Here is a 22,904-nt window from a genome sequence, read left to right as displayed (position 1 = left end):
TCAGCGGGCGTGGCGCCGCCAGAACACCCTGGCCAGCCACGCATCCACGCTGAGCTTGCCGGCCCCGGCGAACACCAGCGGCAGCAGCGCCGCCAGGTAAATGGCCGGCAGCTTGAAGTTGCCGAAGCCCTTGTTGGTGATCGCGTAGCCTTGGGCCAGTTCGCTCAGCGACGACCAGTCCGCCGGCCAGTGCACGGCGGCGGTGGCGACCACGGTCACCACGATCAGCGAGACCGCCGAGAAGCGTGTGCCGAGGCCGATCAGGATCGCCAGCGCGCCGATCAGCTCGGCCCACATCGACAGTTCCCAGTTCAGGGTCGCCGGCAGATGGTCGAAGGGGAAGGGGAACCGATCCTGGATGTCTTCGAACCAGTTCTGGCCGTTGAACTTCTCCAGGCCCGATTCGAAGAATTCCCAGGCGATGAACAGCCGCAGCGTCAGCGGCGCGAGCCATTGGCCGGCGCGGTCGAGGTTCAGGTGCAGGCCTTTGACGGCGGAGGAAAGAGAGGGGGTCATGATCAAACGCTCCATGGTTTACAGGGGAAACGGGGCAACGGCGTGCCCCGTGCCGGGCGTCATTCGCCGGCGCCGCACTTGCCTTCGCCGCATTTGCCTTCCGACGACTTTTCCGTGGCGTCGGCCTTGGCCTGGCTGTAGCCGTGATCCAGTTGCTTGACGCTGAAGGCCTCGGAGGCCGAAGCGGCGTTGGACAGGGCCAGGCCCGAGGCGATCAGCAGGCCGAGGGCGAGGGACTTTTTCGAGAGCTGAGTCATGGTGGTTCTCCGACGTATCGAGTGGTTTGAAAGGCTTGACCGGCAGTGCCGGTCGACAGGTTCATTTGAACGCCGGGGTGTATCGGCGATGTGTCGCGCAGAGGCGAAAGTGTGGGCGCCGTGTGTCTGCTGCGAGGCGGTACACACTGCGATACAGACCTGGGTGTGCTTGACCGTGCGGGCCTCATCGCGGGCAAGCCCGCTCCCACAGGTTCCGAGTCGTTCACAGATGTTGGGTTCAACCCAAGCACCGTGGGAGCGGGCTTGTTCCGGGCGGCGATCCGACGATGAGGCCGGTACAGCCACCGCCGCACTGACCGGGACAGGGATTTGATCGGGCGCTGTGATCCGGCAGCGGTCCGCAGCGTCTAGCCACGGTGTCCCCGCGATCCCACGGGGCGAGACTTCGGAACCCGGCATGCAAGCGCTGTTGAACGAGATCCTTGACGCTGTCCGGCCCCTGATCGGGCAAGGCAAGGTGGCTGACTACATTCCCGCCCTCGGCACCGTGCCGGCCAATCAACTGGGCATCGCCGTGTACGGCAACGACGGCGAAATGTACTGCGCCGGCGACGCCGACACACCGTTCTCGGTGCAGAGCATCTCCAAGGTGTTCAGCCTGGTGCAGGCCATCGAGCATTCCGGCGAGGCGATCTGGGAACGCCTGGGCCACGAGCCCTCCGGCCAGCCGTTCAACTCGCTGGTGCAGCTGGAGTTCGAGCGCGGGCGGCCGCGCAACCCGTTCATCAACGCCGGGGCGCTGGTGATCTGCGACATCAACCAGTCGCGCTTCGCCGCGCCGGCGCTGTCGATGCGCGATTTCGTCCGGCGGCTGTCGGGCAACCCTCAGGTGATGGTGGACGGCAAGGTCGCCGAGTCCGAATACCAGCACCGCGCCCGCAACGCAGCGATGGCGTACCTGATGCAGTCGTTCGGCAATTTCCACAACGACGTCGAGGCGGTGCTGCGCAGCTACTTCAGCCACTGCGCGCTGCGCATGAGCTGCATCGACCTGGCCCGCGCGTTCTGCTTCCTGGCCAACGATGGCTTCTGCAAGCACAGCGGCGAACAGATCCTGACCCGCCGCCAGACCCAGCAAGTCAACTCGATCATGGCCACCAGCGGCCTGTACGACGAGGCCGGCAACTTCGCCTACCGCGTCGGCCTGCCGGGCAAGAGCGGCGTGGGCGGCGGCATCGTCGCGGTGGTGCCGGGGCAGTTCACGGTGTGCGTGTGGTCGCCCGAGCTCAACACGGCGGGCAACTCGCTGGCAGGCATGGCGGCGCTGGAGATGCTCAGCGCGCGGATCGGCTGGTCGGTGTTCTGACCGGCACAGCCATTCGCCGAGTGTAGGAGCGAGCCTGCTCGCGATGGCGGTGGGCCAGGGACATAGGGGCCGGCTGACCTGACGCCATCGCGAGCAGGCTCGCTCCCACAGGGTTCTGTGGGTTGCCTTGGTGGCGGGCCTTCCTATACATTTTTTGCCCGCTCATTCCTATGGTGAATCCGCTTCATGTCTCTCGCGCTCGAACGTCTCGTCGCTGGCACGCCCATCCCTTTCGCCGGCAACCGCGTCACCGTGGTCAGCCCCGAACTGGCTGAGCGTTTCCGACCCGGTGACCACCTGCTCGTGGAGCAGGTCAGCGGTGAGCTGCTGCTGATTCCCGTGGCCGACCAGCAAGCGGCGGCGGTGGCGATCGAACGCGCCGCCGCTGCCTTCAGCGCATTGTCTTCGGTGTCGGACGAAGCCATCGGCCGCTTCTTCGACCTGTTCGCCCAACGCCTGGAGTCCGCCGAGTGCTGGGTCCTGATCGAAGCGGCCAACCTGGCCGACATCGAAAGGGCCAAGGCCCGCGGCCGTTCCACTACGCGCCTGCTGGCCGACGAGCGCATGCGCCGCGACATGATCGCCGGCCTGCGGGCCTGGCGCGATGCGCCGGCCACCCGTGGCCAAGTCATCAGCTGCGTCGAGCACGACGGCTGGAAAGTGGAGCAAGTGGTGTCGCCGCTGGGCATCGTCGCCTTCGTGTTCGAAGGCCGCCCGAACGTGTTCGCCGACGCGGCCGGCGTACTGCGCACCGGCAACACCGCCGTGCTGCGGATCGGCAGCGATGCGCTGGGCACCGCGCAAGCCATCGTCGCCCATGCGCTGAACCCGGCGCTGGCCGATGCCGGTCTGCCGGCCGGTGCGGTGTCGCTGGTGGAAAGCGTCAACCACGCCGCCGGCTGGGCGATGTTCGCCGACCGGCGCCTGTCGCTGGCGGTGGCCCGGGGTTCGGGCCGGGCGGTCAGCCAGTTGGGCAGCATCGCCCAGCAGGCCGGCACCGCCGTCAGCCTGCACGGCACCGGCGGCGCGTGGCTGATCGCCGACCGGGAGGCCGACGCCGAACGTTTCGCGGCGGTGGTGCGCAACTCGCTGGACCGCAAGGTCTGCAACACCCTCAACGTCTGCCTGATCCACCGCGAGCGCGCCGCCGAACTGGTGCCGCTGTTCCTCGATGCGCTGCGACAGGCCGGCGCCGCGCGCGGTCAGGCCTGCAAGCTGCACATCGTCGAGGGCAGTGAAGGATGCCTGCCGGATGAGTGGCGCAACGCGACGGTCGAGGTCTACCGCGCCGAAGGCTACAAAACCGAGGCCCAGGCTGAAGCGCTGCCCGAGGCGCAGCTGGGCCGCGAGTGGGAATGGGAAGAGACCCCGGAAACCAGCCTGATGATCGTCGACGGCCTGGACCAGGCGATTGCCTTGTTCAACCGCTACAGCCCGCAGTTCACCGTGTCGCTGATCAGTGAGAACGTCGCCGAACAGCAGCGCTTCTACAGTGCGGTCAACGCGCCGTTCGTGGGCAACGGCATCACCCGCTGGGTCGATGGCCAATACGCGCTGAACAAGCCGGAACTGGGGCTTTCGAACTGGGAGAGCGGACGCCTGTTCGCCCGCAGCGCGATCCTGTCCGGCGACGGTGTGTTCACCGTGCGCAGCCGCATGACCCAGGTCGACCTGGGCGTCAAACGCTGAACGGCAAAAGGCCGCGCCCGTCGGGATGACGGGCGCGGCCTTTTCGTTTCACTTCGCGGTGGCGGCCGCTTCGATCAGGCTGGCCACGGTTTTCGGATTCGACACCATCACCACATGGGACGCGCCTTTGACCACCACGGTCTGCCGGGCGTGGGCCCGTTCGGCCATGAACGCCAGCGCCTGGGGCGGAATGTTCTTGTCCTTGTCGCCGTACACGAACCACGACGGGATCGACTTCCACGCCGGCTCGCCCGACGCCTCGTTCAGCGCCGCTTCGGTGATCGGGCGTTGGGTGGCGGCCATCAGTTTCGCGTCGGCGTTCGGCACGTCGGCGGCGAACTGGTCGTGGAACTTGTCCTGCTGGATGTACAGATCCTTGCCGCCGTCCTTCAAGGCCACGGGCGGGGCGAGGGTCGGGCCGAGGGTGCTGCCGGGGAAACGGCCGGCCAGCCCGGCCACGGTTTCGCCCGCCTCGGGGGCAAACGCGGCGACGTAGACCAGTGCCTTGACGTTGGCGTTGCCGTAGGCCGCCGCGCTGATCACAGGTCCCCCGTAGGAGTGGCCGACCAGCACCACCGGCGACTTGATCCCGGCCAGCACATCGGCCACCGATTGCGCGTCGCCCTTGACGGAGCGCAGCGGGTTGGCGGCGGCCACCACCGGATAGCCGTCCTTTTCCAGAATCTTCACCACGCCGTTCCAGCTGCTGGAGTCGGCGAAGGCGCCGTGCACCAGTACGACGGTGGGCTTGGCGTCGGCGGCCATGGCCGAGGCGGCGCCGGCCATGGCGGCGGTGAGGGCAAGTCCTGCAAACCACTTGTTCATCGTGTGTTCCTTGTGTCGGGAGGAGGGATACCGCGTTCAGGCCTATTGAAGGCGCTGGCTGTATCGGCGATGTGTCGGGCTCCCGCCGTGGATGCGTTGAACTGTGTCTGGGGGCGCGCAGGCTACAGAGCGATACAAAGCGAACGCCCCGAAGGGTTCGGGGCGTCGGGTTCAGGCGGCTGCGGCGGACGTGGCCGGTATCGCGCAGGTGGCCGGGTGCTCGGCCAGCGACACGAACGTGCGGCGGTCGCTGCCGAGGGCGTCGACGGAGCCGGTCTCGATGTCGTAGACCCAACCGTGCAGGTTGAGCAGGCCTTTTTCCTGGGCCAAGCGCACGCTGGGGTGGGTCTGGATGTTCGCCAGTTGCGCGATCACGTTCTCCCGCACCATCGAACTCAGCTTCGCCGCGTCATCGGCATGGGGCCGGGACTCGTTGACCACCTTCGCCGACTCGGCGTGCTGCAGCCAGCCGCTGACGGCGGGCAGGTGATCCATGCATTTGCATTGGGCGATGGCGGTCATCGCGCCGCAGTCGGAGTGGCCGCAGACGACGATGTCGGTGACGCCGAGCACGGCCACCGCGTACTCCACCGTGGCCGATACCCCGCCCGGGTGCGGGCTGTAGGAGGGCACGATGTTGCCGGCGTTGCGGATCACGAACAGCTCGCCGGGTTCTTGCTGGGTCAGCAGTTCCGGCACCACGCGGCTGTCGGAACAGGTGATGAACAGCGTGCCGGGCTGTTGGGTGGTGGCCAGGTGCTTGAACAGTTCGGTGCGTTGCGGAAACGCTTCGCTCTGGAATTTCAGGAAGCCTTCGATCAGGTTTTTCATGGTGTCGTCCTCTCAGTTGGAGCAGCCGGTGCCGAATTCGCTGTATTGAAGGATGTGTTTGTCGCCGTGTGAATCGAGGTAGGTCATCTCGACGGGCACCACGCCGCAGATGTCCGCGACCGGGGTGACGCTCACGACCTGGGCAATGTCCAGCGCCATGCCGTAGCGGTAGGCGACGGCTTCTTCATCGGCCTGGGCCTGGGCGGCAAGACCGGCGAGCAGGGCGAGGAGCAACGGAATCTTTTGCATGGGGCAGCCTCCAGACAAGTGGTGTGACGGTGTCGGCTATCGGGGTAGGGGAGGCCCGCACGCCGGGTGCGGGCCGGGTGGATCAGAACGGACGCAGCGGCAGGAACTTGCCGTCGAGGGTGACCACGGCGCGGGAGCCGCCTTCTGGGTCTTCGACTTTCTTGATGTCGAGCTTGAAGTTGATCGCGCTGATGATGCCGTCGCCGAACTGCTCGTGGACCAGGGCTTTGAGGGTGGTGCCGTAGATCTGGATCATCTCGTAGAAGCGGTAGATGGTCGGGTCGGTCGGCACGCCGCTCAGGCTGCCGCGCAGCGGGATGACCTGCAGGGCGGCGACGTCGGCGGCGTCCAGTTCCAGCTTGTCGCCGACGGTCTGCGCGGCGGCCGCCGGCAGCGGGTGCTGGCCGAGCAGGGCGGCGGTGACGTAGGCCAGGCTCAGGCCGGTGTCGTCGGCCAGGTCCTGCCACGACAGGTCTTTGCGGGCCTTGGCGTCGAGGACGCGGGTGGTCAGGGCCAGGCTGGTGTCGTTGTAGGCGTGGGACTGTTGCATGGTGTCACTCCTTTCGGGGTTGGCTTGGGTGTGGAAGCGATCTTGCGCCGATCGATCAATAGCGTCCAAGATCGATATACAATGCTTTGCATAAGTCCTGCCTATAGATGGTGTGCCCATGCTGCTGCGACATCTGCGTTACCTGCTGGCCGTGGCCGACCACGGCGGCTTCACCCGCGCGGCGGAGGCGCTGCACGTGTCGCAGCCGACCCTGTCGCAACAGATCCGCCAACTGGAGGACAGCCTCGGCGTGACGCTGTTCGACCGCACCTCGCGCACGGTCCGCCCCACCGACGCCGGCCTGGCCTACATCGAATGCGCGCGGCGGGTGCTGGTGGAGCTGGAGGCGGGCAAGCGGGCGCTGCATGACGTCAAGGACCTGACCCGCGGCACCTTGCGCCTGGCCATGACCCCGACGTTCATGGCGTACCTGGTCGGGCCGCTGGTGCGGGATTTCGCGGCGCGGTTTCCCGGCATTCACCTGGAGATCTTCGAGCTGTCGATGGACGACATCGAGGCGGGGCTGGCGGACGACTCGCTGGACATCGCGATCGCGTTCGCACCGGCGCGCCATCCCGACATCGAGTGCATTCCCGCATTCGTCGAGACGTTGGGGATCATGGTCGGGCGCGGCCATCCGCTGTACGGACGTGAGTCGCCGCTGAGCCCGGACGAGGTGGCGCAGCTGGATTTCGCCTTGCTGGCGCCGGGGTTCATCACGCGCCAATCCACCGACGAATACTTTCGCCGGCAGGGCATCTCCCCCCGGGTGCAGATCGAGGTCAACTCCGTGAGCACGCTGCTGGAAGTGATACGCCACACGCCGATGGCGACCATGCTGCCGGAGGCCATCGCGACCCTGGACCGGGGGCTGCACAAGGTCCGCGCCGAAGGCGAGGCGCCAGAGCGCGGAGCGGCGGTGTTGCGGCGCCGCAACAACTACCACAGCGCCGCGTCGGTGGCGTTCATGAACCTGCTGCAGGGGACGCCTGACGCCTGAGCCTTCCTCCGCTAGGCTTTGGACAGCCTCACGGAGGAATGCAGCGATGCCGGTGATTGTGCTGATCGTGCTGATGGTGTTGACGGGCTGCACCCGGGATCCGCTGGATCAGGGCCTTCGGGTCTCGGACGAACACCACCTTGCCGGGCCGAAGATCCAGTTCCTCGGTGTCGGCGGGTGGCTGCTGCACTGGAAGGGCGAGGGCCTGATGTTGGCGCCGTCGTTCAGCAACCCCAGCCTGTTCGGCCTGCGCGGCGTGCCTTCGCCGCTGGTGCTGGCCAATGAGCGCAAGATCGATGACGCCATGCGCGACGTGCCCGACGCCGCTGACGTGCGGATGCTGCTGGTGGGGCATGGCCATTACGACCATCTGCTGGATGTGCCGATCATCGTCCGCAAGTACACGCCTCAGGCGACGATCTACGGTTCGGAGACGGTCAAGCACATCCTCCAGGGGTTCGATGAGCTGAAGCGGTTTCCCGTTGTCGATGTTCAAGACGACATGGCGAAACTGAAAGGCTTCGGCGAGCCCGGCCCGCTGATGAAGGAGGGGCAATGGTTCCCGTCCCCCAGCGGCCGCATCCGGGTGATGCCGATCCAAAGCGAACACGCCGGCCATGTCGCCGGCCTGAACCTGGTGCCCGGCGACTATCACACCGACCTGACGAAACCCGAGCTGTCGCTGTGGCGGTGGAAGTCCGGCCAGAGCCTGGCCTGGGTCATCGACCTGATGGACGACGCCGGAAAGTACCCGGTCTATCGCATCCACTATCAGGATTCGGCGGCCACGCCGCCGCTCGGCTACATGCCGGCGCTGGCCGACGGCAAGGGCGTCGACGTTGAAATACTCTGCGCCTCGTCGTGGAAACAGGTACGCCACTATCCGCAGCGGGTGCTGGAGCGGCATAGGCCACGGATGGTGCTGATCGGCCATTGGGAAAACTTCTTCGGCAACGATCCCCATGAACCGAGGCTGTTGGTCGGGCAGGATGTGCGCTCGATGATCCGGGTGGTGCAGACCACGGTCGGCCCGCAGGTGCCGGTCGTGCTGCCGGCGCCGCTGTCCGAGGTGCGCTTTCCGGCGCCCGAAAAAAAACCGCTCCCTTGAAGGGGAGCGGTTTTTCATGGCGTTCGCCGATCAGCAGAGGCGGTCGATGACCCGGGCCTCAGTCTGGTTCTGCATCGAGTCCCAGGCCTGTTTCAGCGTCTGCAGGACATTGCCGATGAAGTCCTTGTCGGCGGCGGCTTTCTTGCCGACATAACCCTGGCCGCGGCGGTACATCTTCAGGCGGGCCAGCAGGTTCTGGTTGTTCTTGTCGAACTCTTCTTCACCGGCGTGGGGCGACAGGCAGTCGATCTGTACCTGCCCCGACTTGCTGATCCACAGGATATGGCTGTCGTGGGTGTCTTTCTTCGCTGCGAAAAGACGAGCCAATTCTTCGATGGTAGGTTGATTGTTCAGATTCATGTTCATGCCCCTTGACCAGTTTGGTGATCTTGCAAAGTTGATTCGCTAATACAGGTAGCCCATCGGTTAGTTGATCCCTGGCACCGAAACCAGGACGTCAGCGGTCGCCCGTGATAAGTACGGGGTCATGCGTCTGTTGCATGTAGTCGTGTTGAATAACTGCTACGCGATAGCGTCACAACGAAGAGAAACAGCGAAAACCGGGAGGCTCCTTGACGACTTTTTCAGGGTTCGCCACAAGCGACTTGAGAATTTTCGCCAGCGTTTCCCGTCCTTGTACTGGACGTTCAGGCCAGGTCAGCTTCTTCAATCTGCCTTGTGGGCAGCGTGTATCCGGAAAAAACAACTCGGCGGTCAGACGAGCTTGCTCAAGCGTGTTGCCAGTGCTCCCGATCGGGGAGACGTCTGCATCATGCAAAAGCCGAACGACGTCGTCAACGGTTTTGTAGTGATTATTTTTGGTCACTACATATTGTCGGACAAAGTCGTTTTGGAATGAGGAAAAGGGGAGTTCAGGCCATGGGAGCGGGGCTTTGGAGGCCGTAGACGGTGCAAGGGTAGCCGTCTATCACGCGTTGCTCGCAGGTGAATGCGCCGCTGCTCAGCGCCGGAATGGCTTCGGCCCAGAACCGCTGTGCCGGGCGGTTGGCGTCGATGTGGAAAATCTGCCATTGGCCGGGGATGCAGCTCAAGAGGTCAGAGACGACAAATTGCGCGACGCCTCGGCCACGCCAGCGCCGGCAGACGAAGAGATAGCCCAGGTTGTGCTCGGCGCCCTTGAGGTGTGTGTTGCCGTCCACGCTGATGAACCCCGCCAGTTCGTTGTCCACCCGGATCAGGAAGGCGCGGGTGGCGGGGTGGCGCCAGTAGTCGAGCGTCGGCCCGATGGGATAGAACCCGTTCTCTCCGAGTTTCAGCGGCAGCCATTCGCTGAAGTCGTGCAGGTAGAACTGCATCAGGCTGTCGAGGGTGTCGTGGTCGTCGCGGTGGGCGGCGTGCAGTTCGATGCTGGGCATGGCGCGGGTTCCTGGCAATCGCTTCAGACACTCTAGTGCGCGGTTTACGGTTTGGCGGCCGCTTTTGCCGTGCGTCTTCCGGCGCCGGCGGTTTTGCGTCCGGTGCTCTTGCGTTTTTTCTTCCACGGCGCCGCAGCCTTGCCGGAGGGCGGCGGGCCGCTGATGGTCAGGCTCAGGCCGGCGCAGCGGGTGACTTGCTTGCTCATCCAGGCCGCCTGTTTGGTGACGAACTCTTCCAGGCTCATCTCGCCGCTCTGCACCATGTCCAGCGCCTGTTCCCAGATCGCCGTGGTGCCGGGGTCGGCGATGGCCCGTGGCACGGCGTCGATCAGGCTGAACGCCGCAGGCGTCGCCGACAGTGCCTTGCCGTTCTTCACCAGGTAACCGCGGTCCAGCAGGCCCTGAATGATCGAGGCGCGGGTGGCTTCGGTGCCGATGCCGGTGGTGTCCTTGAGTTTCTGCTTGAGCAGTGGATCCTCCACCAGTTTGGCGACGTTCTTCATGGCCTTGATCAGGTCGCCTTCGGTGTAGGGCTTGGGCGGCTGGGTCCACAGATCCTTGAGCTTCACGTCCGCCACCGTGCAGTCGTCGCCCTGGCTCAGCGCCGGCAAGGTTTGCGGCGCCGGTGCCTCGCGCCCCCTGGCCGCGGCCAGCGCTTCAGGCAAGGCGCGTTTCCAGCCGGGCTCGACGATCTGTTTGCCGACGGCGCGCAAGGCCTGGCCGGCGCAATCGAAATCCGCCTGGGTGCGGTCGTATTCGTGGTCGGGCAGGAACTGCGCCAGATACCGTGCGCGGATCAGGGTGTACACCGCGCGGTGCTTGCCGGTGAGCCGTTCGAGGTTTTTCGCGGCGGCGGTGGGGATGATGCCGTGGTGGGCGCTGACCTTGGCGTCGTTCCAGGCGCGGGAGCGGCGTTGCGGTTGCAGGTGGCCGTGCAGGGCTTCGAGGCTCGGGTCGGCCTGACGCAGCGCCGCCAGGATCCCCGGTGCCTCGGCGTGCTGGCTCAGGGGCAGGTAGCCGCAGTCGCTGCGCGGGTAGGTGATGACCTTGTAGGTCTCGTAGAGGGCCTGGGCGACGTCGAGGGTCTCTTGGGCGCCGAGGCCGAGCTTCTTCGAGCAGACTTCCTGCAAGGTGCCCAGGTCGAAGGGCAGGGGCGCCACTTCCCGCAGGCGTTCGGTGCGCAGCTTCACCACCCGGGCGCTGGCGGCGCCGCGGATCGCGTCGGCCGCCTGCTGCGCCAACGCCTGGTTCAGGCAGCGGTCCTGGTCGTCGCAGGCATCGGACGGTGCGCGCCATTGGGCGGTGAACGGCAGGCCGTCGTGCAGCAACTGCACGTCGATGGCCCAGTAGGGCACCGGTACGAAGTCCGCGATGCTGCGGTCGCGATCCACCACCAGGCGCAGGGTCGGCGTCTGCACCCGGCCCACCGGCAGCACGCCCTGATAGCCCGATTGGCGGCCTAGCAGGGTGAACAGACGGCTCATGTTCATGCCGATCAGCCAGTCGGCCCGTGAGCGTCCCAGCGCCGAGTGATAGAGGCTGAAGGTCTCGGCCCCCGGCTTGAGCGCGGCCAGGGCCTTGCGGATCGAGGCTTCGTCCAGGGCCGACAGCCACAGGCGGCGGATCGGCCCGCGGTAGCGGCAATGCTCCACCAGTTCGCGGGCGATCATTTCGCCCTCGCGGTCGGCGTCGGTGGCGATGACCAGTTCGCTGGCCTCGCCGAGCAGGCGCTTCACTGCCTTGTACTGGCTGGCGGTGCGCGGCTTGACGGTCATTTTCCAGCGGTCGGGGATGATCGGCAGGTCCGCCAGCACCCAGCGCTTGTAGCGGGCGTCGTAGGCGTCCGGCGGCGCGGTCTCCAGCAGGTGGCCGATGCACCAGGTCACCGTGACGTCCGTTCCCAGCCAGCAGCCGTCGCCCCGGCGCTTGGCGCCCAGCACGGCGGCGATGTCTTTCGCCTGGGAAGGTTTTTCGCAGAGGTACAGCCGCATGGACACCGTCGTCGATCAAAGTCCGAAGAGGCGCACAGGATGGCTGGAGTTGCGCCGATGGGCAACTTTTATCTGTATGGATGTACAGCCTTCGTGTTGCCGGAGGTTGCCGCGCCTTGCGTTCCTGCCGACCGTTGCTTAACTGAGCAATCAGGGCGCCCCCGAACGGTTTCGGCGGAGCCCGTTTCGTTCGATGGCTGTGTCCTGCGGCGAATTCTCGGAACGAGACTCCTTATGGATCAGGCCCGGCCCGCTTCATCGGTGAAGCGGCGCGGCCACCTTGGAGCGTCCAGTGGAGAGGGCATTTGCATGATGCAGCCGAGCCGCGTTTCCCGTGCTTTCCTCCGGCATCCTTCCTTGCGCCAGCGTCGCCCGGCCATTGGCGGACTCTGCCTGTCACCCAGATCTTCCGGCCTCGCGGCCCAGGAGTTGCCATGGCCTATCTGATCGCTCGTCCCCTGCTCGGCGCGCCCGATGAGATCAAGCTGTGGGTGGGGGCGTTTGACGTGCCCAAGCCGCCCACCGTCAGTTTCACGGTCGGTTCCCAACCCTTCGTGCCGGTGGCTGCCGGCGTGTTTGCGCCGATCCGTGACCGCAAGCCGGGCAACCCGTACTCCAACTTTCAGGCGGTGTTCACCTTCAAGGCGCTGGGCGCCGGGGTCGAGCACCCCGTCCGGGTCGACGCCGGGGCCGGTTTCACGCCGTATTTCCTGCGGGTGACCTCGTTGCCGGCCAGCGTACCGGCGAAGTTGCAAGGCAGCTTCAAGATCCTGCTCGCCTCGTGCTACTGCTGCGAAACCGACGCGGTGGACGTCGGCCGGTTCATTCAACGCCTGCCGGTCAAGCCGGACATGGCCCTGTTCGCCGGCGACCAGGTCTACCTCGATGCCCCGGCGCTGGAGTCCATGCCCCAGACCGAAGACGCGCTGCGCCAGGCCATCTCGCGCAAGTACCGGCACAACTGGCTCTCGGAGATGACCGGCGGCATCGGCCTCCAGCAAGGGCTGAGCAAGGCCCCGGCCTTTTGCCTGCCGGACGATCACGAGTTCTGGAACAACTACCCGTGGAGCCAGTTCTGGAAGAACGGCACCCAGACCGCGCCGACACCCGCCGGCGGCGTCAACCTGTGGGCCGACGCCGCCCGTGAGATGTACGCCGACTACCAGCAGGGCGGCACCGTGGCGCAGACCAGCCTGCGCCTGGACATCGAGCCGCTGAGCATGCTGTTTCTCGACACGCGCAGCCAGCGCATGGCCGATTTCAACCACCCCCAGGGCCTGATGCCGATCGATGCCGAGAACGCGTTCAAGCTGTGGGCCAATGACCTGATCGCTTCCCAAGGCAAGGGTCAGCCGCGCATCGGCGTGCTGGCCACCGGGCAGACGCTGTCGGCCCAGCCGGCCTTCATGGACAAGCTGGGCGACGCCGAGCTGGCCAACTACGGCGTCCAGTACAAGATGATGATCGACACCCTCGACCGGTTGGGGCAGCACGGCATCCAGGTGGTGTTCCTCACCGGCGACGTGCACTGGAGCCGGGTGATGCAGGCCAGCAACATGAAGACCTCGCGCACCTGCCTGACCGAGGTGGTCTGCTCGCCCACCAGCCTGGTGCCGACGCCGGTGGTGGATCAACTGGCCAAGGCGGGCGACTTCCTGCACGGCATCTTCGGCGACCGCCAGCAATGGCCGTTGCACTCCGATCCCGAAAAGGCCCCGGCCTCTTTCGGCAACAAGGCGTTCCGGCCGGACGAGCCGACGCGGCCGCAGGGCTGGCGGGGCAACCATGTCGCGCTGGTGGAGTTTTCCCGTTCAGGGTTCGGCGTGGAACTGAAGGTCACCTACTACCCGATCACCGCGCCACCCACGCCGGCGTCGTCCGCCGGCCCTTTCACGTTGCTCAATGCCTGATGACCCCGTTCATGGAGAACCGACATGCCCGTCAAATTCACAGAGGTCGCGCGGTCCAACCCGCAGATCAGCACCTTCAAGCGCAAGGCCAAGGAAGACAACGTCGGCTGGCTGGAGCGCGCCGTCGGCGAGCTGGCGGACAAGAAGAATCCCGACCAGTCCTATGTGCTGCTGGCCGGCGCCAACGACACGATGGCCTGGCGCTTGCGCACCGGCCAGTCGCACTTGCGCTTTGACCTGCTGCCGTCCTACTGGTCAACGTCAGCCTTCCTGAAACTGTCGCCCAAGGGCGTGGCGCACTCGACGATCCTGCACGTGCCGTTGTTCCAGCCCGAAGGCGGCGTGTTCGCCACCGAGCGCAACGGTGTGGTGGAGTCCCCGGTGCAGCTGCTGGCGGACGAGGGCCGCTGGAAAAACATCGCCGTGATCGCCTGGCCCCGTTCGCAGGAGGACGTGCTGAGCAAGCGCGAACTGTTCGAGAAGGGCCGGGCCTATGTCGATGCGCTTGAGCACGTCGTGCGTTGGCTGGCGTTTTCCTGGGGCGTGGCGCGCACGCCCAACCCGATCCACGACGGCATCGGGCTGCCTACGGCCTGCATGCTGGAAACCCTCTACGCGGCCACCGGCCTGGACCTCACGCCCGGCCTCGAATCGCGCGCCTCCAGCCCCGAAGCGATCTGGGCGACGGCGATGTACTGGTACGAATACTTCACCAAGAACAACGTGGCGCCGCCCAAGGGTCGGTACACCGCGCCGCACGACTACAACATCCACGACGGCAAGTGAGCCGACGGCAACTGAGGTGAAGGGAAGAGCGGGGACGCGGGCGGGAGTATCGAGAAATTGATTGGCGCGCTGTTTCGGGCTGTGTCAGGTTCACCGCGCCTGCCGTTTCGCGACGGCAGGGGCGAGTGACAGGACGGTCTCGCCGGAGATCGCCGTGGTCTGTCGGACACCGACAATTCTGAAACAAGGACGTACACCATGCCTCAAGCCTCTTCCCAGGCCAGCAACGCCTTCACCGAAATCGACACCTTCCGCCACCTGTACGACCGCGGCGACGGTCAGGTCAACGGCAAACCGTCGTTCACCGCCGACCAGGCCGCCGCCGAGATCCTGCGCAAGGGCATGTCCTGGCAGGACAAGAACGGCGACGGCAAGATCGACCTCAGCTACACCTTCCTGACCGACAAGCCTGCCAACTACAACCCGAAACTGGGCAACTTCGGCGAGTTCAGCGCCCTGCAGAAAGCCCAGGCCGTGCTCGCCATGCAATCCTGGGCCGACGTGGCCAACGTCAACTTCACCGAAGGCAACGGCGGCGACGGCCACATGACGTTCGGCAACTACGACGTCAGCACCGGCGGCGCGGCGTTCGCCTATCTGCCCCAAGGCAGCAGCTACGACGGTCAGTCCTGGTACCTGATCAACGACCAGTACCAGGTCAACAAGACCCCGGGCACCAACAACTACGGGCGCCAGACCCTGACCCACGAAATCGGCCACACCCTCGGCCTGTCGCACCCCGGCGCCTACAACGCCGGCAACGGCAACCCGACCTACGGTGACGCCAAGTACGCCGAAGACACCCGCGGCTACAGCCTCATGAGCTACTGGAGCGAAAGCAACACCGCCCAGAACTTCAGCAAGGACGGCAGCGGCGCCTACGCGTCGGCGCCGTTGCTGGACGACATCGTGGCGGTGCAGAAACTCTACGGCGCCAACCTGCAGACCCGTGCCGACGACACCGTCTACGGCTTCAACTCCAACGCCGAGCGCGACTTCTACAGCGCCACCTCCAACAGTTCCAAGGTGGTGTTCTCGGTGTGGGACGGCGGCGGCAACGACACCCTGGACTTCTCCGGCTTCAGCCACAACCAGAAGATCAACCTCAATGAAGGTTCGTTCTCCGACGTCGGCGGCCTGGTGGGCAACGTGTCCATCGCCTATGGCGTGACCCTGGAGAACGCCATCGGCGGTTCGGGCAACGACCTGCTGATCGGCAACGCGGCGGCCAACGAACTGGTGGGCGGCGCCGGCAACGACCTGATCTACGGCGGTGGCGGCGGCGACACGCTGTGGGGCGGGGAAGGGGCCGACACCTTCGTGTTCGGCGCGGCCAGCGACTCGACCATGACCGCGCCGGACTGGATCATGGATTTCACCAGCGGCCTGGACAAGATCGACCTGTCGGGCATCGCCGGCTTCGCCACCGGCGCGGCCACGCTGAACTTCGTCAGCGGCTTCACCGGCCATGCCGGCGATGCGATCCTCACCTACTTCGCGCAGACCAACCAGACCAGTCTGATGATCGACCTGACCGGCCAAGGTTCGGTGGACTTCGCCGTGGGCGTGGTGGGGCAGGCGCTGGCAAGCGACATCGTCGCGTGACCTGACCTGCGCAAAAAGAAACCGCAGCCTGCGAAGGCTGCGGTTTTTTCATGGGCGGTGCGCCGTTCGGCTGCGGATCCGGCGCGGTCGGGTCGCATGGGTTATACCTGAACCGATCCCTGTACCGCCGTCAGGAGCAGTCGATGAAACGTTCAGGCCCCAGACCCGTCATCTCCCTCGAAGAGCTTTCCGGTTGCCTGCTGGTGAAATTCCACGGCATCCAGGTGGCCGCTTCCTCCCACGTGCTGATCCTCAAGGAAGCCAACTACCCGCCGGTCTATTACGTCCCCCGCGAAGACATCGACGAGAAATACTTCGCCCGCACCGACCACACCAGCTACTGCCCGTACAAGGGCGACGCCAACTACTTCAGCCTGCAGGTGCCCGGCCATGAAGGCGCCAACGCGGTGTGGACCTACGAACGCCCCAAAGTGTCGGTGGCGGCGATCCGCGACTATGTGGCGTTCTACCCCGATCAGGTGAAGTTCCAGGTGATCAGTTGAACCGCCGGGCTCAGCGCCAGACCTGCAACGTGACTGCCCCGGTGTTGTTGAAGTACATGATCCGCACATCGTTGGCGAAGCACCTGAGCTGACCGCTGGCCGGTGCGACCCAGCCGTCGGGCCAGCGCAGGCCGTCGCCGATGGGGAAGAAACTGTCCCGGTCCTTGTCGACCGCGCCGATCAGCGTGAACCAGGTGGCGCCTGGTGCCTTGCAGCGGATGTACGGCAGGAACTTGTCGAGTTTGGGTTGCGGCTCACCGTTGGCGTTGTGCTGTGTGCCCCAATCGAACCAGTTTCCCCAGGCCCGGAAGAAATAGCGTTCCCCGGCGGTCAGCATCACCGAGGTGGGGAACCAGGGTTCGACGGCCCGGACGTCGACGGTGCGCAGCAGTTCGCTTGCGCCCGGTGGAGCGAGGGTTGAAGGCGTCATGTGCGGGCTCCGGTGCTCAATAGTTCAGGTCGACGATGCGCTCTTTCAGGTTGACGTCGGGGTCGAGCCGCAGAATGGTCTTAAGGGCCGAGGTCATGACATTCACGTCGTTGTCGAATCCGCCGTGGGAGGTGTCGTGCTTGTCTTTGTCGTCGGGCCCGTACTTCATTTTCGTGTCGTTGTAGATGTGCAGGGTTCGTGCGGCCTCCTCGGTCAGGCCTTTGCCCGTCAGGGCGAAACCCGAAGGCGCATTGCCGTTCCAGTAGAAGTTGTTCCACTGCAGGGTCATGTCTTTGGCGGCGGGGTTCCATTCGCTCAGTTTGGGGTCGCTGAAGGTGTGATAGGCACCGTCGAGGCTCTTGGCCATGCCCAGCAGCGGCATGCGTTGCAGTTCCTCGAACGAGCGGGAGACGAGGTAAAGCAGCGATTTTTGATAGACGTGGATGACGTTGTCGTCCTGTTCGCGATTGTCGGACATGATGTGCAAGTGGAAGTCGCTGCGTTGCAAGCCGCCGTCTTCGATGACCCTGCGATAGGTCCGATTGGCGAAGTCGAGCGTGCAGGCCGGCGCCAACAGTGTGGACGTGGCGGTGGGCAAATGCCTGGACCAGAGCAACTGGATCAGATGCCCATTGATCAACGACCCGGCGGAGTGGCCGATCAGGTGCAGTTCGACGTTGGCTGGCCCCAGGTCGGCGGCGAGCGCCTGCAGATTGTCGGCTATCTCCACCAACGCCCGCGGTGTGAATCCGCTGACCGAACCGGCCAGCGCGTTCTGCTTCGTCTGGCTCCATTGGTCGCCGCCGAATTGTTTGGTGAGCATTTCCAGCGTGCGATCCATGTCCTCCACGAATTCGTCCTTGGCGTCTTTGATCGAGTCGATGATGCCGCCCGAGGAGAAAAGCAGGCCGGGGAAGTTGTCTTTGACGATATCCGCCACGGTCTCCAGCACGCCGGTGCGCCAGGTGATGAACAACGGGTAGACGCCGTTTGCGAGGAAGTAGGGGGCCATCGCGCAGATGCGATCGATCGAATCGCTCTCGGTGTTGAGGCCGCCGTGGGAGAAGACCGCGATACGCAGCTTGTCCGGCCGGTCTGAGTCCTTGAGGTTGCCGTACCACACCTTCGGCGCTTGCCGAACGATATGCATCACGGCGGTGCGCACGTTTTCCTTGTCTACGAGGCGTGGGCCGATGGCGCCGTTGTTTTCCATGACCACCGTCATTCCATAGGCGGCTTTCGGCTCCAGGGCGGGCAGGCCCTTGCGGGGCTTCTTGAACAGGTCGAACGACAACAGGGAAAGACCTGCGCGCTTGGCGTTGACCGGAGACAAGGCATCGATGAACGGGGACGAAGCACCGCCCCGGACGTCGGCAGGCTGCAGATTGCGCGCAACCGTTCCGTGCTTGATCGGCACCCCCAGCGACACTGTCCAGGCATCGGTGCCGTTGGCCAGCCAGTCTTCGAACGTCAGGATTGCAAAGCCCGAAAAGCCCCAGGCCGTGGACCAGGAGTTCTGCACGATGAACCCCTCGTGGGTGTAGCCGAGGAGGGCGAACGCGTGTCCGCCTTCAGGCTTGGACGTCCACTTGATCACCGGCAACTGGGAGGTGCTGTGGAACGCCTGGGTGCCCGACTTGCCCTTGTGCTGCAGGTCCCAGCCCTTGTGCACGTTGGCCGACACGTAGAGCACTTTCGTTTCATACAGCGCCGCCATCATCGCGGTGATGTCGTCTTTCTCGACGCGGTAGTAAACGCCCAGCGGCCGGGTCACGGCGTCCTGCGCCCAGTTGGCCGCCGGCGCTTCGAAGTCCGGCGCCGAGCCGTTCGGCGCGACGGTGTAGGGCCACAGGCTGCGTTCGCAGGCACCGTGCTTGTGCCAGCCCTTCAAGGCCCCGCGGCAGCTGGAGCCGGTGTAGTCCTCGCCCGGCCACTCGTCGTAGAGCTTGGCCAGATGGTAGAGCTGGCGCGGGCTGGTCAGCACCGACTGGCGGTCGCGCCGCCAGAGCAGGTAGTTGATGACCGCCGAAAGGCCGAAACCGGTGCAGGCCCCTTCGTTGCCCTGGTACAGCACCATGCCGCGGTTCAGGTAGTCGGCCAGCTCATGGATGATGTCGTCATCCGAGGGAAACGCGGCGGGAAGCGACTGTACGCGCGGGGTGAAGATCCGGTCGCGCAGATCCAGGCGATCCGGGCGGGCGTCGAGGGTGAGGGGAGTCTTGGCGAAGGAAAACACGGAGGCAGGCATGGGGAAATCCTCGATCCGAGAGGCGCGTACCCCCACGCCACGAACGCTTTCTGCGTCGCAGGGTTTCGTTGGTGAGGTTTAGCGTAGACGAGAATTTCCGGGCGCAGGCGCGGGGTACGGCGAGCCGATGAAGCGTGGTCGGCGAAGGGGTGCCCCTCGCCGACAAGGACCGGCGTCAGTTCTTGTTCAGGTCGATGTTCTTGGTCTCCCGCAGGCACAGCATGCCCACCACCAGGCTCACCCCGGTGATCAGCACCGGGTACCACAAGCCGTAGAAGATATCCCCGGTGTACACCACCAGCGCAAACGACACGGTCGGCAGGAAGCCGCCGAACCAGCCGTTGCCGATGTGGTAGGGCAACGACATCGAGGTGTAGCGGATGCGGGTCGGGAACAGTTCGACCATCAGCGCCGCAAGGGGGCCGTAGCACATGGCGGAGATGATGATCAGCGCCACGATCAGGGCGACGATCATCGGTTTGTTGATCTGCTGCATGTCGGCCTGCTGCGGGTAGCCGGCCAGGGTCACGGCGCCGCGCAGGGCGGCTTCGTCGAAGCCGTCGAGCTTGACGTCGCCGACGCTCACCTGCACGCCGCTGCCGGCCGGCAGGGCTTCGCTGTTGTAGGGCAGGCCCTGCTTGACCAGGAAGGTCTTGACCTTGTCGCACGGGCTGTCGAATTTGGCCTTGCCCACCGGATCGAACTGGAAGGTGCAGGTGGCCGGGTCGGCGGACACGGTGATCGGCGCCTGGCGGCTGGCCTGGTCGATGGCCGGGTTGGCGTAGTGGGCCAGGGACTTGAAGATCGGGAAGTACAGCGCCGTGGCCAGCAGCAGGCCGATCATCAGCACCGGTTTGCGCCCGACCTTGTCCGACAGCCAGCCGAAAATGATGAAGAACGGTGCGCCGATCACCACGCTGACGATCAGCAGACTGTTGGCCACCGCCGCGTCCATCTTCAGGAACTGGGTGAGGAAGAACAGCACGTAGAACTGCGCCGCGTAGAAGGTCACCGCTTGCCCGGCGTTGATGCTGAACAGCGCGGTCAGTACCACCTTGAGGTTTTCCCACTTGCCGAACGACTCGCGGATCGGCGCCTTGCAGGTCTTGCCTTCCTCTTTCATCTTCAGGTACGCGGGCGACTCGTGCAGGCTCAGGCGGATCCAGGTGGAGATGCCCAGCAGCACGATCGACAGCAGGAACGGAATGCGCCAGCCCCACATCTCGAACTGATCGCCGGTGAAGTAACGGCAGCCGAGCACCACCAGCAGCGACAGCAGCAGGCCGAGGGTGGCGGTGGACTGAATCCAGCTGGTGTGGAACCCGCGCTTGCCGATGGGCGCGTGCTCCGCCACATAGGTCGCGGCGCCGCCGTACTCGCCGCCCAGGGCCAGGCCTTGGAGCATGCGCAGCACCACCAGAATGATCGGCGCGGCGATGCCGATGCTGGCGTATGTCGGCAGCAGGCCCACGGCGAACGTCGCCACGCCCATCAGGATGATCGTCGCCAGGAAGGTGTACTTGCGCCCGATCATGTCCCCCAGCCGACCGAACACCAGCGCTCCGAACGGCCGCACGATGAAGCCTGCGGCGAACGCCATCAGCGCGAAGATGAACGCCGTGGTGTCGTTGACCCCGGCGAAGAACTGCTTGCTGATCACCGCCGCCAGGGCGCCGTAGAGGAAGAAGTCATACCACTCGAACACCGTCCCCAGGGACGACGCGAAGATGACCTTGCGGGTATCGGGGGTGGTCTGCGTGGCGCCCACGGCGTCCAGCGGCTGAACGTGTTCTGACATATCGGTATCCCTCACAGTGATTGTTTTTGTTGTTTCCACTGGTGTTGCGTGTCCCGGTGAAGCGCGATGTCTGTGAAGCGGGTGCAGCGTCCCCTGTAGGCGCCAGCCTGCTGGCGATAGCGGTAATTCAGGAGATCGCCAGCAGGCTGGCTCCCGCAAGGTCTGCGGCGACGGTCGGGGAAAGGATCAGTTGCGCCGCCTTCTCGGCAATCATCAGCGTAGGCGAACAGGTGTTGCCCGAGGTGATGCGCGGCATGATCGAGGCATCGGCGATGCGCAGGCCCGGCACGCCGTGCACGCGCAACTGCGCGTCCACCACCGCGTCCGCCCCGTGGCCCATGCGGCAGGTGCCCACCGGATGGAAAATCGTCGTGCCGATCTTCGCCGCCGCCTCGTGCAGTTCCTCTTCGGTCTGCAGGTTGGCGCCGGGCAGGTATTCCACCGGGTTGAACACGCGCAGGGCCGGGGCGGCGACGATGCGCCGGGTCAGGCGGATCGCGTCGGCGGCCACGCGCAAGTCTTCGGGATGGCTGAGGTAATCGGGCTGGATCAGCGGCGCCGCCTGGGGATCCGCCGAGCGGATCTCCACCCGGCCGCGGCTCTGCGGACGCAGGTCGCATACCGAGGCGGTGAAGGCGGGGAAGGGGTGCAGCGGTTCGCCGAAACGCTCCAGCGACAGCGGCTGCACGTGGTACTCAAGGTTGGCCGAGGTCTGCTCCGGCCCCGAACGGGCGAACGCGCCCAACTGGCTCGGCGCCATCGACAGCGGCCCGCTGCGGTCATACAGGTAGCGCAGGCCCATGCCCATCTTGCCCCATGGGCTGGCGGCGATCTGGTTGAGGGTGCGGGCGTTCTCCAGCTTGTAGATCAGCCGCAGTTGCAGGTGGTCCTGCAGATTGCCGCCCACACCCGGCAGTTCATGGACGACACCGATGCCGAGGCGCTCCAGCAACGGCCGCGGGCCGATCCCGGAGCGCTGCAGAATGCTCGGCGACCCCACGGAGCCGGCGCACAGCACGATCTCCTTGCGCGCCTTGAACGCCTTCGCTTGGCCTTGCCAGCGTGCACGGACCGTATTGGCCCGGCCGCCCTCGAACAGCACCCGGTCCACTTCGGCCCCGGTCAGCACGGTCAGGTTGGCCCGGTCGCGGATCGGCTTGAGAAACGCCTTGGCCGCATTCCAGCGCACCCCGGCCTTCTGGTTGACCTGAAAGTAGCCGCAGCCCTCGTTGTCGCCCAGGTTGAAATCGTCGGTGCGGGCAATGCCGCTTTGCTCGGCGGCCTCGCGGAACGCATCCAGGATCGGCCACGACAGGCGCTGCTGCTCGACCCGCCATTCGCCTTGGTCGCCATGGAACTCGGCGGCGCCGGCAAAGTGGTTTTCGCTCTGCTTGAACAGCGGCAGCACGTTGCGCCACGCCCAGCCGGGATTGCCCTCGGCGGCCCAGCCGTCGTAGTCGCCGGCCTGGCCGCGCATATAGATCATGCCGTTGATCGAGGAACAGCCGCCCAGCACCTTGCCGCGCGGGTAGCTCAGCGCGCGGCCGTTGAGGCCGGGTTGCGCCTCGGTCTTGAAGCACCAGTCGGTGCGCGGGTTGCCGATGCAGAACAGGTAACCCACGGGGATGTGGATCCAGGGATAGTTGTCGCGCCCGCCGGCCTCCAGCAGCAGGACGCGGTGCCGGGCATCGGCCGACAGCCGATTGGCCAGCAGGCAGCCGGCGGGACCGGCGCCGACCACGATGTAGTCGTATTCATCAAGGGAAGTCTGCATTCCCTGACCTCGCTTCTTGTTTTTGTTGTCGGTCATCCTAGTTGTTAGCTTTCGTCAAAAGAATGTTAGTTTTTGCGCAGCCGCTGTGCGTTTTCAAACAGCGCCCCTCCCGCGTAGCCAACAAGGACAAG

Annotated in this window: 22 protein-coding genes; 9 read left to right on the top strand and 13 right to left on the bottom strand. The window is 65.3% G+C overall.

Going from position 1 to position 22,904, the window contains the following annotated elements; all coding sequences use genetic code 11:
• Both CAG33_RS07330 and CAG33_RS07325 read right to left on the bottom strand, forming a co-directional pair.
• On the bottom strand, window positions 1–516 hold the full coding sequence (locus tag CAG33_RS07330; RefSeq protein ID WP_085580009.1) for a DoxX family protein: 516 nt from the start codon (window positions 514–516) through the stop codon (window positions 1–3).
• A gap of 59 nt (window positions 517–575) precedes the next feature.
• Complete coding sequence (locus tag CAG33_RS07325; RefSeq protein WP_085580010.1) at window positions 576–773, bottom strand: hypothetical protein; 198 nt, start codon at window positions 771–773, stop codon at window positions 576–578.
• A gap of 418 nt (window positions 774–1,191) precedes the next feature.
• On the opposite strand from CAG33_RS07325, the gene glsB reads away from it, so the two are divergent.
• Together glsB and CAG33_RS07315 are read left to right on the top strand one after the other, a co-directional pair.
• Window positions 1,192–2,100 carry a glutaminase B gene (glsB, locus tag CAG33_RS07320; RefSeq protein WP_085580012.1) on the top strand — a complete coding sequence of 303 codons (909 nt, stop codon included), beginning with the start codon at window positions 1,192–1,194 and terminating at the stop codon, window positions 2,098–2,100.
• Between the two features lie 186 nt (window positions 2,101–2,286).
• A complete protein-coding gene (locus CAG33_RS07315; protein ID WP_085637548.1) occupies window positions 2,287–3,789 on the top strand; it encodes an aldehyde dehydrogenase family protein in 1,503 nt (500 codons plus the stop codon).
• A 48-nt stretch (window positions 3,790–3,837) separates the two neighbouring features.
• On the opposite strand, the gene CAG33_RS07310 is transcribed toward CAG33_RS07315, so the two are convergent.
• The 4 genes from CAG33_RS07310 to cynS all read right to left on the bottom strand — a co-directional run bounded on the left by CAG33_RS07310 (window position 3,838) and on the right by cynS (window position 6,244).
• Window positions 3,838–4,614, bottom strand: coding sequence for an alpha/beta fold hydrolase (locus CAG33_RS07310; RefSeq protein WP_085580016.1), 777 nt, complete (start codon window positions 4,612–4,614; stop codon window positions 3,838–3,840).
• Between the two features lie 171 nt (window positions 4,615–4,785).
• Entirely contained in the window at window positions 4,786–5,445 is a 660-nt protein-coding gene (locus CAG33_RS07305) for a carbonic anhydrase (protein WP_085580018.1), read from the bottom strand.
• 12 nt (window positions 5,446–5,457) lie between these two features.
• Window positions 5,458–5,694, bottom strand: a complete 237-nt coding sequence (locus tag CAG33_RS07300) for a DUF2790 domain-containing protein (RefSeq protein WP_085580020.1) — start codon at window positions 5,692–5,694, stop codon at window positions 5,458–5,460.
• A gap of 82 nt (window positions 5,695–5,776) precedes the next feature.
• Window positions 5,777–6,244 (bottom strand): cyanase, encoded by a 468-nt coding sequence (gene cynS, locus CAG33_RS07295; protein WP_085580022.1) that lies wholly within the window; start codon window positions 6,242–6,244, stop codon window positions 5,777–5,779.
• Window positions 6,245–6,362: 118 nt separating this feature from the next.
• Here cynS and cynR point away from each other — a divergent pair, with 118 nt between their 5' ends.
• Window positions 6,363–7,244 (top strand): transcriptional regulator CynR, encoded by an 882-nt coding sequence (gene cynR, locus CAG33_RS07290; RefSeq protein ID WP_085637545.1) that lies wholly within the window; start codon window positions 6,363–6,365, stop codon window positions 7,242–7,244.
• A 46-nt stretch (window positions 7,245–7,290) separates the two neighbouring features.
• Window positions 7,291–8,352: an MBL fold metallo-hydrolase gene (locus CAG33_RS07285; RefSeq protein ID WP_085637542.1), complete on the top strand. Its 1,062-nt coding sequence runs from the start codon at window positions 7,291–7,293 to the stop codon at window positions 8,350–8,352.
• Between the two features lie 30 nt (window positions 8,353–8,382).
• Here CAG33_RS07285 and CAG33_RS07280 read toward each other — a convergent pair whose 3' ends face one another.
• Window positions 8,383–8,712, bottom strand: coding sequence for a hypothetical protein (locus CAG33_RS07280; protein WP_085580111.1), 330 nt, complete (start codon window positions 8,710–8,712; stop codon window positions 8,383–8,385).
• 127 nt (window positions 8,713–8,839) lie between these two features.
• Here CAG33_RS07280 and CAG33_RS28190 point away from each other — a divergent pair, with 127 nt between their 5' ends.
• The gene (locus CAG33_RS28190; protein WP_085580026.1) at window positions 8,840–9,211 is read left to right on the top strand and encodes a hypothetical protein; all 372 of its coding nucleotides are present in this window, start codon (window positions 8,840–8,842) and stop codon (window positions 9,209–9,211) included.
• 13 nt (window positions 9,212–9,224) lie between these two features.
• On the opposite strand, the gene CAG33_RS07275 is transcribed toward CAG33_RS28190, so the two are convergent.
• Both CAG33_RS07275 and CAG33_RS07270 read right to left on the bottom strand, forming a co-directional pair.
• Complete coding sequence (locus CAG33_RS07275; RefSeq protein WP_085637539.1) at window positions 9,225–9,728, bottom strand: GNAT family N-acetyltransferase; 504 nt, start codon at window positions 9,726–9,728, stop codon at window positions 9,225–9,227.
• Between the two features lie 44 nt (window positions 9,729–9,772).
• Complete coding sequence (locus CAG33_RS07270) at window positions 9,773–11,719, bottom strand: DNA topoisomerase III (RefSeq protein WP_085580030.1); 1,947 nt, start codon at window positions 11,717–11,719, stop codon at window positions 9,773–9,775.
• 434 nt (window positions 11,720–12,153) lie between these two features.
• Between CAG33_RS07270 and CAG33_RS07265 the strand changes: the two genes are divergently transcribed.
• From CAG33_RS07265 to CAG33_RS07250, 4 genes are all read left to right on the top strand, one after another.
• The gene (locus tag CAG33_RS07265) at window positions 12,154–13,629 is read left to right on the top strand and encodes an alkaline phosphatase D family protein (protein WP_085580032.1); all 1,476 of its coding nucleotides are present in this window, start codon (window positions 12,154–12,156) and stop codon (window positions 13,627–13,629) included.
• Window positions 13,630–13,653: 24 nt separating this feature from the next.
• Window positions 13,654–14,415: a hypothetical protein gene (locus CAG33_RS07260; RefSeq protein ID WP_085580034.1), complete on the top strand. Its 762-nt coding sequence runs from the start codon at window positions 13,654–13,656 to the stop codon at window positions 14,413–14,415.
• Between the two features lie 198 nt (window positions 14,416–14,613).
• On the top strand, window positions 14,614–16,020 hold the full coding sequence (locus tag CAG33_RS07255; protein ID WP_085637536.1) for a serralysin family metalloprotease: 1,407 nt from the start codon (window positions 14,614–14,616) through the stop codon (window positions 16,018–16,020).
• Between the two features lie 143 nt (window positions 16,021–16,163).
• The gene (locus CAG33_RS07250) at window positions 16,164–16,523 is read left to right on the top strand and encodes a DUF427 domain-containing protein (protein WP_085580038.1); all 360 of its coding nucleotides are present in this window, start codon (window positions 16,164–16,166) and stop codon (window positions 16,521–16,523) included.
• A 10-nt stretch (window positions 16,524–16,533) separates the two neighbouring features.
• On the opposite strand, the gene CAG33_RS07245 is transcribed toward CAG33_RS07250, so the two are convergent.
• From CAG33_RS07245 to CAG33_RS07230, 4 genes are all read right to left on the bottom strand, one after another.
• The gene (locus tag CAG33_RS07245; RefSeq protein ID WP_085580040.1) at window positions 16,534–16,953 is read right to left on the bottom strand and encodes a hypothetical protein; all 420 of its coding nucleotides are present in this window, start codon (window positions 16,951–16,953) and stop codon (window positions 16,534–16,536) included.
• A gap of 16 nt (window positions 16,954–16,969) precedes the next feature.
• Window positions 16,970–19,201 carry a C1 family peptidase gene (locus tag CAG33_RS07240; RefSeq protein ID WP_085637533.1) on the bottom strand — a complete coding sequence of 744 codons (2,232 nt, stop codon included), beginning with the start codon at window positions 19,199–19,201 and terminating at the stop codon, window positions 16,970–16,972.
• Between the two features lie 175 nt (window positions 19,202–19,376).
• The gene (locus tag CAG33_RS07235) at window positions 19,377–20,999 is read right to left on the bottom strand and encodes an MFS transporter (protein ID WP_085637530.1); all 1,623 of its coding nucleotides are present in this window, start codon (window positions 20,997–20,999) and stop codon (window positions 19,377–19,379) included.
• A 127-nt stretch (window positions 21,000–21,126) separates the two neighbouring features.
• Entirely contained in the window at window positions 21,127–22,773 is a 1,647-nt protein-coding gene (locus CAG33_RS07230; protein WP_085633937.1) for a GMC family oxidoreductase, read from the bottom strand.
• Window positions 22,774–22,904: the final 131 nt, after the last annotated feature.

Origin of the sequence: Pseudomonas sp. B3(2017), assembly GCF_002113595.1 — a bacterium.
GTDB lineage: Bacteria > Pseudomonadota > Gammaproteobacteria > Pseudomonadales > Pseudomonadaceae > Aquipseudomonas > Aquipseudomonas ekonensis.
Note: the sequence above shows the minus strand (reverse complement) of the source record. Positions and strands in the feature narration are given on the sequence as shown.